The following is a 12518-nucleotide window of genomic DNA, read 5'->3' as shown; positions in this document are numbered from 1 at the left end:
AATAGCATGTTTGAGAGATTCCAAGCCTTTATGGACAAATATTTCATGCCTGTTGCTGAAAAAGTAGATAACAACCAACATCTAAAAGCAGTTAAGTCAGGTATGATGGGACTTACACCATTTACAATTTTAGGTAGTATCTTTGCTATTTTACCCGCATTGCCAAATATGATAGGTAAAAATAATTTCGTAAGCCAATTCATTATTAACAATGCCTCACTACTAGATTTACCAGTAACTCTATCATTAGGTTTCTTATCGCTATATGCTGTAATGACTATTTCATATGGATTGGGACATTATTATGGATTGTATGCTCCAGGTTGTATTGGGATGTCGACGTTTGCCTTTGTAATGTTGACGATTCAATATGATAAAAAAGGTGTTCCAGATTTATCTAATTTCGGTGCAAAAGGTTTATTCGTTGCCATCATTGTTGGATTGCTGACAGTTGAATTATATCGTTGGTGTCAAAATCATCATTTGTCGATTAAAATGCCAGAAGGAGTTCCAGATTTCGTATCTAGCTCATTTGAAATTATTCCGACAGCTCTAATTGTTGGTGGAACATTCATTATTATCCGTGGCTTATGCTTAGGTTTAACAGGCACATTGCCACCAGATATGCTTTCGATTGTTATTGGACCGCTAGTTGGTAGTATGGATAGTTTAACAACTGTTTGGCTACTAGGTATTTTACAATTAACATTGTTCTTCTTCGGAATTCACCCATCAGTATTGAGTGGTATTACGTCACCAATTATGTATCAATTCTTTGCTGAAAATGTTGAAGCACTTCGTGCAGGACAAGCAATTCCTCACTTTTACGCTCCTGGTTCAGTAAGCGTTTACTTTGGATTTACCGGAGCTGGTATTTCCATAGGTGTTGTTATCTTAGCAATGTTCTCTAAGAGTGAACAGTATCGTAAAATTGGTAAATTATCATTGGTACCGTGTCTGTTCGGTATTAATGAGCCAATTCTCTTCGGCCTACCAGTTATTTTGAATCCAGTTATGATGATTCCATTTATTTTAGGTGGAAATATTGTTGGACAATTACCATACATGTTCATGAAATTAGGATGGCTAAGTAAACCAGTCTTCACTCCGCCTTATGTTGGTGCCTTCTTTGAAGGATTCCTAACGGCTGGCGATTGGCGTTCAATCCTTGTTAATGCTCTACAAGTTGTATTAGCAGTGCTTGTATATCTTCCATTCTTTAAAGTTCTTGAAAAGAATCAATTGAGAGAAGAACAAAATAGAGCTGATAAGAAAGATGGCGCACTAGCTGATGAAGATTTACTAGACGACATGGATCTTGATTTCTAGGAGATATGATGAAAAAAGTGGATAAAGTTCGTAAATTATTAGATGAATTAAATGTAGATGCAATCATAATAAATCAAAAAGCCACTAAGATTTATCTTGATGCGCTAACTGGTAGTGGAGTTTGGATAGTTTTAAGTAAAAATGCTAATTATCAAATTATGGACGGCAGATATGCAATTGCAGCTGAACCATATGCTGACCGCTACAATAACATCGTTACAATGCAAGGTGGAGTTTTTTGCGGAGTATTGCAGTGGTTGAAAGATAATAATATTAAAAATGTTGCGATAGAAACAGAACTACCATATGCGCAATATCATTCGATTGAACAATTATGTGATGTAAGTCCATTAAATGATTCGATTCCGTTGATTCGATCATTAAAAGATGATGATGAGATTCAACTGGTTCAAAATGCTTGTTCGATAACTGACAAGATATTTTTAGAATTATTAAAACATATCAATGTGGGTATGACAGAGAAACAAGTAGTTGGTGAAGTTTTCAAGTTAGTTTATGACTTTGGTGCAGAAGGAGTTTCATTTGATCCGGTAATATCATCGGGGCCTAGAACAGCAATGCCACATGGACGCGCAAGTGATCGAATTATTCAAAATGGAGATTTCTTATTATTAGATTTTGGGATTGTTAAGGACGGTTATCAATCCGATATGACACGGACAGTTAGTGTGGGAGAAATGACTGATCAATTCAAAAATCTTTATGAAACTTTGTTACCAATTCAACAATCAACAATTCAACAATTTGTTCCTGAAAGAATGGGTAAAGAAATTCACCAATATGCCTCAGAAAAAATAGCACAAGCTGGTTATGGCGAGTACTTTACACATGGACTAGGACATGGATTAGGAATTGGTGGTGGTGAAAGACCATTGATGAATGCTACGTCAGAAGATGTCTTAAAACCAGGAATGATTGGAACTTGTGAACCGGGAATTTATTTACCTGGAATCGGTGGAATAAGAATTGAAGATGACATTTTAGTAACTGCTGATAAACCAGTCAGTTTAACAAAAACTACCCATGAATTATTGGTCGTTGGAAATTAATAAATAAGAAAATTCTAAACAAGAGACTAAGGTGTATCTGGGTATACAAACTAGTCTTTTTGTTTAGTAAAGCGAGGGTATTGTTAATGAAGAAATATGATTTTGACACACTTGCTAATCGACAAATCGACAATGCTAGAAAATGGGATCAAAGTATTGTGAAAGCAAAATTTCCCAATGTTCGTAAGGACTTCATACCATTGTGGATTGCCGATATGGATTTTCAAGCTGCTCCGGAAATTAGAACAGCATTATCAGAGATGAGTATTAATGGTGCATATGGTTATACTTATCCGACGGAACGCTGGTATCAGAGTGTTATTGATTGGTACAAGAAGCGTCATAACGTAGTGATTAAAAAGGAATGGATTACATTAGGTTATGGAACAGTACCAAATATGCATATATTGGTGCAAAGTTTCTTAGATGCAAATGATAGTATTTTGTTGAATACGCCGATTTATGGTCCGTTTGCATATGCTGCTGAACATAATAATCGTCAAGTGATTACTGTTCCTTTGTTGAAGCATAATAATCGTTACGAGATTGATTGGGTGAATGTTGAACGTAATATGAAAGAAAAGCATCCGAAAGCAACGTTCTTTTGTTCGCCACACAATCCTTCTGGACGAATATGGAGTAAATCTGAAATTATAAAAATGGCTGAACTATGCCAAAAATATCATGTTTTATTTGTCAGTGATGAAGTACACTCTGAACACATAATAGAAGGAACTTTTACTTCATCGTTAGAAATGGATAGTGAATATATGGACAATTTAGTTATGTTTACTTCTCCCAACAAGGCATTCAACCTAGGTGGGTTGAAATTATCGTATTCAATTATTCCTAATGAAACCATACGAAACCAGTTTAGAAAACAATATACAAAAAATTCAGTTACTTCACCTAATGTACCTGGACAAATAGCAATGACCACTGCTTATGAAGAATGTGATGAATGGTTGGATCAATGTGCCACTTACATAAAGGATAATCTTGAAATCACCAAGACTTACATTGATAAATACTTTGAAGGTTGGAAAATGATGGAAATGGATTCCTCATACCTTCCATGGATTGATGTTTCTAAAGCTAAATTAGATATGCATGAAATTGCAAAAATTATGGCTGAAGATGCTGGCGTAGTCGTTGGTATTGGGGATGATTATGTTTCAGATGCTGATGATTTCTTGAGATTAAATTTAGGAACCTCGCATGCAGTGATTGAAGAGGCAATGTCGAGGATGGCTAAAACTTGGCAAAAAGTAATTGCTAATGAAATGGAGAATGTTTAAAATGCAAAGAATAATTTCCAACAAAGCACCAGATGCCATCGGCCCATATATCCACGCTACAGAATCAAATGGTCTAATTTTTACTTCTGGACAAATTGGGTTAGATCCAAAAACAAACCAATTGGTAGATGGTTTTGAAAATCAAACGAAACAAGCATTAACAAATCTTCAAAATGTCTTAGAAACAGCGGATAGTGATTTTGATCATGTCTTAAAGACAACAATCTACTTAGCCGATATTAATGATTTTGCTAAAATCAACGATATATATAAAGGATATTTCAACGATAGTTATCCAGCTAGAACTGCTTTTGAAGTAGCCAATTTACCAATAAATGCTTTAATTGAAATAGAAGCCATTGCTGAGACCAATAAATAAAAATTAATCAAAAATAGATAAAATTAATCAAAAAGAACGCATGCATAACGCTACGTTCTTTTTTGCTGATTACTTATATATCAAATGGTATAACCGATTAATAAAACCATTAATGAAAAAAGAGTATACATTTGAAAAAGTGGTTAGACCAATTTTTAACTGGTATCTTTTCAAGAACCTATCTAAAAAAGTACCACTCGACTATGCAACTGCCAAAAGCCTTGCTATAACTCATTTGTTGAAATAAACCACCATGAAAGCGGTCTATTCCTTTTGTTGTTTTATATGCTGTAACCGTATACAATGGTCTTGTGGTTGATACCAGAAAGGATTCGATTCGTATGAAAATTACTCTTCAAGAACAGTTAATCAACTTGCTGACTAATTACATTCAAACTTTACCAGCCAATGCTAAATTGCCTTCCGAAAGGGAATTAGCTGAAAAGTATGAATTGTCGCGTACAACTGTCAGAGCCGCTTTGATGGAACTGGAAGTTACCGGAATGATTCGTCGGGTACATGGTAAGGGCACTTTTGTTAATAGGGTTGATCTAAATAGCGATTTGAATAGTAGTTACAGTTTCAACAAGCAGATGATATCGCTGGGGAAGAAACCACAAACTAAGATTCTTAGCTTTGAACGAAAGGAGGCTAATGCATACTTCGCTAAGAATTTGGAAACTGAAGTGGGCAGTCAAATAATCAAGATAAAACGACTCCGCTTTGCCGATGGAATCCCAGTAATGCTGGAACGTACGTATCTACCGGCTGACCATTTCAATTTAATGACTGAATCGATGTTGAGTAATCGATCATTATATTCAGTTTTCTCGGAAGAGTTCAATGAACAAGTTTATTATGCTGATGAGTATTTCCTTGCCGGTATAACAAGCGCCAATGATAGTAAATATTTAGACATCAAAGAAGGCGCACCTTGTTTGAATCTCAGACGACAGACTTATGATCCACATAATCAAATTATTGAGTTTACTTTGAGCGTTGCCAGAAGTGATCAATTTGCTTATCACATTCGACACGATATCAGTAATAAATCCTAAGGAAGAGTAAACATTTGGAGGTATAAAGATATGGGTATTATTGCAGTAAGAATTGATGAAAGATTAATTCACGGACAAGTAGCTAATTTATGGACAACTAAATTACAAGCATCAAGAATTATGGTAGTTGATAACGAAATTATAAAGAGTGACATTCAAAAAACTGCCCTTAAATTAGCTAAGCCAGCTGGGGTCAACCTAAGTATTTTAGGAACAAAGAAGTCCTCAGCAAATATCTTAGCCGGAAAATACGATTCACAAAAAGTATTTCTTGTTGTTAAGAAACCTGCAACACTTGTAAGCATGGTTGAAGAAGGCGTTAAGTTCGACACAATCAATGTTGGTAATATGTCACAAAAAGACACAACACAACATTTGACACAATCAATCAACGTTACAGATGACGATTATGATGCATTCCACAAACTTATGGATGCTGGCGTTAAAGTAACAGCACAAATGGTTCCAAGTGACCCAATCAAGGACTTCGCAGGTATCTTGAAAGATTACAAAAAATAATAATTGAATTTGGGGGAAAGAACTATGAGTTTTACAATTGTTCAAATATTGCTTCTCACGGCATATTCTATGTATAACATCTATGATGAATTACAAATGAATTCATCATTGAGTCAACCAGTTTGGGCCGGAATGATTTCTGGTTTGATCATGGGGGATATGAAGACAGGACTTATTATCGGTGCTGCTCTTCAATTGACAGTTCTAGGTGTTGGTACTTTCGGTGGTGCTTCTAAGATCGATGCTAACTCAGGTACTGTTTTGGCTACTGCCTTTTCAATCGGTACAGGTATGAAAGCTGCTACAGCTATTGCCGCTATCGGTGTTCCAGTTGCCGCACTTCTAACATCATTTGATATTCTTGCTAGATTTACTAACACTTACTTCCAACACCAAGTTGATAAAGATATCGAAAACTTCAACTACAAAGGTATTGAAAGACACACTATTTTAGGTGCATTACCATGGTGTTTATCACGTGGTATTCCTGTTTTCCTAGCTTTGGCTCTAGGTCAAGGTGTTGTTAAGACAATGGTTACATATCTAAATGGTGACCTACAATGGTTGAACACTGGTCTACAAACAGCCGGTGCTACACTTCCAGCCGTTGGTTTTGCTATCTTGCTTCACTACTTACCAGTTAAGAAACACATCGCTTACTTGATTCTTGGTTTCACAATTACTGCTTTACTATCAACAGTATTTACAAGTATCCAAACAGTTGCTACAGGTTTGACTGCTGCAAATAAAGCTTTCACAACAACATTCAATTCACTTCCAATGTTAGCTATTGCCCTAATCGGTGGTGCCTTTGCTATTCTTGAATACAAGAAATCAATGGCTAAATTGAACACTGCTACTACTGCAGGTCCAAAAGCTACTTCAGGTGACGAAGATGAAGACGAAGACGATGAAATTGAAGACGCTAATGGGGAGGTAGACGGTGATGAAGAAGAATAACGAGTATGAATTAACTAAAAAAGATTTCAGCCAAATCAACAAACGTAGTTTGTTCGGTTTCCAAATGGGTTGGAACTACGAAAGAATGCAAGGTTCAGGTTATCTTTACACAATCTTGCCACAACTAAGAAAAATTTATGGTGATGGTACTCCAGAGCTTAAAGAAGCTATGAAGACACATAACCAATTCTTTAACACAAGTAATTTCTTTAACACAATTATTACAGGTATCGATCTTGCCATTGAAGGTAAGGAAGGTGCTGACTCACTAGATACTGTTGCTGGTATTAAGACAGGTCTTATGGGACCATTCGCTGCTATCGGTGATTCATTGTTCGCTGCTTTGGTACCAACTATCATGGGTGCTATTGCTGCTACTATGGCTTCACAAGGTAACCCACTTGGATTATTCCTATGGTTAGCAGTTAATATTGCTATCATGGTTTTCCGTTGGAAACAACTTCACTTTGCTTACAAGACAGGTACAAAACTTGTTTCTGAAATGCAAGGTCAATTGAATGCTTTAACTGATGCCGCTACATTGCTTGGTGTCTTCATCGTTGGTGCTTTGGTTGCAACAATGATTAATGTCCAAGTTCCACTTGTTGCTCACATGGGTAAAGTTTCACTATCAGTTCAAACTAATATTGATATGATTCTTCCTAAGTTAGTTCCAGCATGTATCGTAGGTCTTGTTTACTGGTTACTAGGTAAGAAGGGTATGACATCAACAAAGGTTATCTTTATTGTTATTATTTTCGCAATTGCTCTATCAGCAATCGGCGTACTAGGCAAAATCTAGGAGGATTTAAATTATGGCATTAATCTTGATGAGTCATGGAAATATGGCAATCGAAACATTAAAATCAGCAGAATTAATTATCGGTGAATTACCTGAAACTACAGCTCTAGGACTTGAAAAATCAGATGGTCCTGAAGACTTAAAGGCAAAAGCCGAAGCAGAAATCAAAAAGTATTATGGTAAGGAACCTGTTTACTTAATCGTTGATCTACTTGGTGGTACACCGGGTAACGTCGCCGTTAACTTGACACAAACTTATCCTGACATGCAAGTTATTTCTGGCTTGAATTTACCAATGGTCATTAATTATGCAAATCAAAAATTCATCGGTTCAGATATCAAAGTTGCCGATTTGATGAAGGAAGCCAAAGACGGAATCGTCGATGTCAATGCCTTTATCAACGCTGACTCTGATGAGGATGATGAAGAAGATGAATAATTCTTACCGTTATACGCTGCGTTTCGCAGTAGATAAGAACATTTATGATGCTGATAAAAAACAGCGATTGATTGATTTTGTCAAAGAAGCACAAGTTTCTGACGTTGCCTTTTTCATCAATCAAGAAGAATTATCAGATGCTCATATAACTCTAGAAAAAGCTAAAGAATTAATTTCTAACATTAACGAAGTTAGCCAGCCGTTAAAAGAGCTTGGTATTACTGTGAGTCTGAATCCGTGGACGACGATGAATCATTCTGATCGTGGTATTCACATCAATCCAGAACTCGATATTAAGCCAATGGTTAGTTATCAAGGTGTCAAAAGTATCTCAATGGCTTGTCCCGGTTATCAAGGTTGGGCTGACTATATCAGTGATATCTATGCTATCTGGGCAAGCATTCACCCCAATGAACTATGGCTGGAAGATGATTTCAGACACTATAAGAACGCACCCTTCAAATTAGGCTGTTTCTGTGATGATCACATGAAGCAGTATAACGAGCTTTTAGGCACGGACTTATCACGCGAAGAGTTCGTGGAAAAAATGTTTACTGGTGGCGAGAATAAATATCGTAACGCATATTTAAAAGTTGCACGTGCTGAGATTTTACATGTCGCACATATGATTGAACAGAAGGTTCATGCAGTTTCTCCAACAACAAAATTAGGTCTAATGAGTTCTTGGCCAGAAGTTCACGCACTTGAAGGTCGTGATTGGCAAAAACTGTTGGATGAATTGAGTGGAGCAGACACACCAGCTGTATCACGTCCACATTTACCAGCATATAACGAGGTTAGCCCTCAACAATATGCACGTGATTTTGAGAAGTATACAGTTGCAACGAGAACAGAGATTGGTACGAAGCACAAGATTTATCCAGAAATGGAAAGTTTCTTGTACTCGCCATATGCAAAGTCGAATAAATTTACACAATTTCAATTAGAGACAACAAGTTTGGTTCACGCGGACGGCGTTTTGTTAAATATGTTCAGCATGATGGGCGATGGCGTTAATACAACATATCGTTATGCCTCCCTGCTTAACAATGATAAGGAATTTCTAGATTTCTTGTATGAAAATGGCATTGCCATTGAACAGCGTAACGGCGTTATAGTACCGATGAATCAAGATGTTGCTCAGACTAAGATTGACAATGAAGGTACTCTTGAAGGTCTGATGGCTTCTCAAACTCAATGGTTAGAGTTGTTGTCGACATTAGGTATTGCAACCAAGCCACTTAATTATATTGGTCAGGAAATCAAAAATAAGTGTGTTGCAATTACAGGTAACTTCTTAAATACCTTGTCAGATGACCAAATCACTCAAATCTTTACTCGTAACTTTGTCCTTTTAGATGGGGATGCGGTAATTATTTTGAATAATCGTCAGTTATTGAATTTGATAAATGCGACAAGCATCGAAGTAATCAAGAATCGTTCTGGACATCAATCATTTGAACAATTTGACGGAGAGACGATTTCTGGTATCAACAATCCGAGATTAACAATGTTAACTCACACGGGTGATTACGTAAAAATTAATTATAAAGCTCACGTAACGGTACATTCTTCAGCTTACGACCGCTTAGAGAAAAAATTAGGACCTGTAACTGTCAGCGACGATAAGTTCTACGTCCTACCAATGACTGATTCTCCAAAGTATGGTTGGCAAGCTCAATATACTGATATTCGTGAGGGCGATTTGAAACAATTCTTTGAGGAACAATTAAGCGTGCCACATTTAGTCAACATGTACAATTGCAAGATGGTCATTGATGAAAACCAATCACAAATGATTGTCAGCAACTGGTCGATTGATGATGTTGATGGGATTAATTTCTTCTTGAAAGATCGAAATGTAAAACAAGTTTCTATTACATATCGTGACGCGGATAATTCAGTCCAAAATGAAGTCTTGGATGTGACGTTAGATTCTAAGGGAATCTACCACGTTGACTTTACTGTTAAGGAATTAGCAGTTCTTCACATCAAATTCTTAGGTTAAAAATTATTTAGAGAAGGGATTCAATATCATGTTTACAAAAACAGATCAAGAACTAGAAAAAATGGGTGCTAAGATCACAACTCGTGAGATTCAACAACAACCCGACTTATGGAAAGAAGCTTTCCAAAACTACACAGCTAAGAAATCAGAGATAGATAGCTTTCTTGATAAAATAACTTCGACATATCCAAACCAAAAAATCAGAGTTATCTTCACGGGTGCTGGTACTTCAGCTTATGTAGGGGATACACTTAGACCATATTTGAGCCGTGTTGGGGATAATTCACACTTTGTTTTTGAAAGCATTCCCACAACTGATATTGTTTCTGCTCCACTAGATAATCTAAGAAGTGACGATCCAACAATTTTAGTATCATTTGCTAGAAGTGGTAACTCTCCTGAAAGTGTTGCTACTGTAGAACTTGCTGAAAAGCTTATTAAGAATTTGTATCAAATCACTATCACTTGTGCTCCTGAAGGACATTTAGCTAAAAAGGCTGAAAACGAAGACGGAAACCTTCTACTTCTTCAACCAGCACTTTCAAATGATAAGGGATTCGCCATGACCGGAAGCTTCTCTTGCATGACCTTAACGGCTGCATTGATTTTTGATACAAACGCTGAAGATAAGAAAGCAGCATGGGTTGATACTATGATCAAGATGGGTCAAGAAGTTATCAGTCGTGAGGACGAAATTCAAGCCTATGCAGACTTAGATTACGACCGTATCACATACTTAGGTAGCGGTTCACTTTCAGGGCTTACTCGTGAAGCTCAATTGAAAGTTCTTGAATTAACTGCCGGAGCTTTGACAACTATCTTCGATTCATCAATGGGATTCCGTCACGGTCCTAAGTCGTATGTAAATGGTAAGACAATTGTCTTTGATTTCATGAGCAATGATAAATATACTCGTCAATACGATGTAGATATCTTGGAAGAAATCAAGGGTGATGAAATTTGTGAAAAGGTTGTTGGCGTTGGTACATCTGATGACAATGACTTCTCAGGCGACAATTTCTTCATTAAATCCGGGGACAAAGATCTACCTGAACTATATCAAGCATTACCAGACGTAGTGTTCGCACAAACATTTGCATTGATGAATTCAATCAAAGTTAACAACACACCTGATACACCATCAGCAAGCGGTACAGTTAACCGAGTTGTTAAAGGTGTTACAATTCACGATTACGAATAATTGGTAATCAAAACTAAAAGGTTGGAACATTAATTTGTTTCAACCTTTTATGTGTGGGATTTAAAAAATTCCGCCGGCGGGTGTATGTGATTCTAAGCTGCTGTGGGACCGACTCGAGCCAAGGTCTCGAGTCTCGATTTTGAGCTTCGCAAAGTACGCGAATCTCAAAATACGTCCGTGGTGTAAGAACGGAAAACCACCGTTCTTACACCACTTTCACTGCTGCTTGAATCACATACACCCGCCGGCTAGAATATTTAAATTTTTTTAGGTGTTAATATTCTCTAGATTATTTAGTTTAAAACTTTTAGCTTTGTGGATGATGAATTTATGTTATTTTCATAATTCTTATTACAAAGTTTGAAGTGACGAAATGTTGAAAATTAACTAATAAATTAGCTGGAGGGAGCGAGAAATATAGGTAGCAGTGAAAGTGGCGTTAGGGCTTTAGCCCTTACACCACAGGATGAGTTTTGAAATTTGCGTTTTTTGCAAAGTTCAAACTCGAGGTTCGAGACCGTATTTTGGTTCGAATCGGTCCCCACAGCAATCTATATTTATCGCTCCCGGAGGCGGCATATAAAAATTATTTAAAAGTAAAAAAGGAGAAACGAGAATGTCATATTATATTCATGCTAAGAAATTCTTTTTAAAGAACACAACTGAAAACGGTGGTTATCTTGAAGTTACTGATGACGGTAAATTCGGTAAGTTTTACACTGCTGATGAAAAGAAACCTGAAGGTAAGATTGTTGATTACTCTGACAAATTTATCGCTCCTGGTTTAGTTGATACTCATATTCATGGTCTTTGTGGCCACGATGTTATGGATGATGATTTTGGCAAGCTCAATGAAATGTCAGAAGGTTTGTTGAAAGCTGGTGTAACTTCATGGTTGCCAACTACTTTGACTGCCTCACACGACCAACTTTTGAGTATTTGTCACACAATTGGTGATAACTACAAGAAGGTTACTGGTGCTAAGATTCAAGGTATTCATTTTGAAGGTCCTTTCTATACTGAAAAACACAAGGGTGCGCAAAATCCTAAGTACTTTAGAGATCCCGATGCAGAAGAATTTAAAGACTGGCAAGATGCAGCTCACGGCATGATTAGAAAGATTTCCATTGCTCCTGAAAGAAAGGGTGCTCCTGAATTTACTAAGGCTGTTGCCTCAGATAAAGTTGCTGTTTATTTAGGTCACAGTGATGCAACATTTGAACAAGCTAAGGCCTGTGTTGAAGCTGGAGCTACTGGTTTTACACACACTTATAATGGTATGAGTGGTTTGAACCACAGACTTCCAGGTATGGTTGGAGCTGCACTTTCAATGCACTTAGTTGATGACGAATTGATTTGTGACGGACACCACGTTAATCCATATGCTGCTAGAATCGTCATTGAAAAGAAGACACCAGAGCATGTAGCATTGATTACTGACTGTATGCGTGCTGG

General features: G+C 36.9%; 12 protein-coding genes. All 12 read left to right on the top strand.

Annotated features, from left to right (window positions below; translation table 11 throughout):
- The first annotated feature begins 6 nt into the window (after window positions 1-6).
- Window positions 7-1329: a PTS sugar transporter subunit IIC gene (locus tag FD31_RS08980; RefSeq protein ID WP_057892486.1), complete on the top strand. Its 1323-nt coding sequence runs from the start codon at window positions 7-9 to the stop codon at window positions 1327-1329.
- Between the two features lie 5 nt (window positions 1330-1334).
- Complete coding sequence (locus FD31_RS08975) at window positions 1335-2399, top strand: M24 family metallopeptidase (protein WP_083483632.1); 1065 nt, start codon at window positions 1335-1337, stop codon at window positions 2397-2399.
- An 86-nt stretch (window positions 2400-2485) separates the two neighbouring features.
- Window positions 2486-3697, top strand: coding sequence for a MalY/PatB family protein (locus FD31_RS08970; protein WP_057892441.1), 1212 nt, complete (start codon window positions 2486-2488; stop codon window positions 3695-3697).
- A 1-nt stretch (window position 3698) separates the two neighbouring features.
- A complete protein-coding gene (locus FD31_RS08965; RefSeq protein WP_057892440.1) occupies window positions 3699-4076 on the top strand; it encodes a RidA family protein in 378 nt (125 codons plus the stop codon).
- A 341-nt stretch (window positions 4077-4417) separates the two neighbouring features.
- Complete coding sequence (locus FD31_RS08960; RefSeq protein ID WP_057892439.1) at window positions 4418-5134, top strand: GntR family transcriptional regulator; 717 nt, start codon at window positions 4418-4420, stop codon at window positions 5132-5134.
- Between the two features lie 30 nt (window positions 5135-5164).
- Window positions 5165-5653: a PTS sugar transporter subunit IIB gene (locus FD31_RS08955; RefSeq protein ID WP_057892438.1), complete on the top strand. Its 489-nt coding sequence runs from the start codon at window positions 5165-5167 to the stop codon at window positions 5651-5653.
- 24 nt (window positions 5654-5677) lie between these two features.
- Complete coding sequence (locus tag FD31_RS08950; protein ID WP_057892437.1) at window positions 5678-6613, top strand: PTS mannose/fructose/sorbose/N-acetylgalactosamine transporter subunit IIC; 936 nt, start codon at window positions 5678-5680, stop codon at window positions 6611-6613.
- Window positions 6600-7415, top strand: a complete 816-nt coding sequence (locus FD31_RS08945) for a PTS system mannose/fructose/sorbose family transporter subunit IID (RefSeq protein ID WP_057892436.1) — start codon at window positions 6600-6602, stop codon at window positions 7413-7415. Before FD31_RS08950 ends, FD31_RS08945 begins: the two co-directional genes overlap by 14 nt.
- Window positions 7416-7428: 13 nt before the next feature.
- A complete protein-coding gene (locus tag FD31_RS08940; RefSeq protein WP_057892435.1) occupies window positions 7429-7854 on the top strand; it encodes a PTS sugar transporter subunit IIA in 426 nt (141 codons plus the stop codon).
- Window positions 7847-9862, top strand: a complete 2016-nt coding sequence (locus FD31_RS08935) for a hypothetical protein (RefSeq protein WP_147007343.1) — start codon at window positions 7847-7849, stop codon at window positions 9860-9862. The genes FD31_RS08940 and FD31_RS08935 overlap by 8 nt, the downstream gene beginning before the upstream one ends.
- Before the next feature lie 28 nt (window positions 9863-9890).
- Window positions 9891-11063: an SIS domain-containing protein gene (locus tag FD31_RS08930; protein ID WP_057892433.1), complete on the top strand. Its 1173-nt coding sequence runs from the start codon at window positions 9891-9893 to the stop codon at window positions 11061-11063.
- 616 nt (window positions 11064-11679) lie between these two features.
- The coding region (gene nagA, locus FD31_RS08925; protein WP_057892432.1) for an N-acetylglucosamine-6-phosphate deacetylase at window positions 11680-12518 on the top strand (839 nt) is incomplete at its 3' end.

The sequence above is a fragment of the Companilactobacillus nantensis DSM 16982 genome (genome assembly GCF_001435815.1).
Lineage (GTDB): Bacteria > Bacillota > Bacilli > Lactobacillales > Lactobacillaceae > Companilactobacillus > Companilactobacillus nantensis.
This window is presented reverse-complemented; position numbering and strand designations above follow the sequence as displayed.

Bases quoted from the DNA above. Each gene is read 5' to 3' on its own strand.
- FD31_RS08965 (WP_057892440.1), top strand. From the start codon at position 3,699: ATGCAAAGAATAATTTCCAACAAAGCACCAGATGCCATCGGCCCATAT.
- FD31_RS08930 (WP_057892433.1), top strand. From the start codon at position 9,891: ATGTTTACAAAAACAGATCAAGAACTAGAAAAAATGGGTGCTAAGATC.
- FD31_RS08960 (WP_057892439.1), top strand. From the start codon at position 4,418: ATGAAAATTACTCTTCAAGAACAGTTAATCAACTTGCTGACTAATTAC.
- FD31_RS08970 (WP_057892441.1), top strand. From the start codon at position 2,486: ATGAAGAAATATGATTTTGACACACTTGCTAATCGACAAATCGACAAT.
- FD31_RS08955 (WP_057892438.1), top strand. From the start codon at position 5,165: ATGGGTATTATTGCAGTAAGAATTGATGAAAGATTAATTCACGGACAA.
- FD31_RS08975 (WP_083483632.1), top strand. From the start codon at position 1,335: ATGATGAAAAAAGTGGATAAAGTTCGTAAATTATTAGATGAATTAAAT.
- FD31_RS08945 (WP_057892436.1), top strand. From the start codon at position 6,600: ATGAAGAAGAATAACGAGTATGAATTAACTAAAAAAGATTTCAGCCAA.
- FD31_RS08940 (WP_057892435.1), top strand. From the start codon at position 7,429: ATGGCATTAATCTTGATGAGTCATGGAAATATGGCAATCGAAACATTA.
- FD31_RS08950 (WP_057892437.1), top strand. From the start codon at position 5,678: ATGAGTTTTACAATTGTTCAAATATTGCTTCTCACGGCATATTCTATG.
- FD31_RS08980 (WP_057892486.1), top strand. From the start codon at position 7: ATGTTTGAGAGATTCCAAGCCTTTATGGACAAATATTTCATGCCTGTT.
- FD31_RS08935 (WP_147007343.1), top strand. From the start codon at position 7,847: ATGAATAATTCTTACCGTTATACGCTGCGTTTCGCAGTAGATAAGAAC.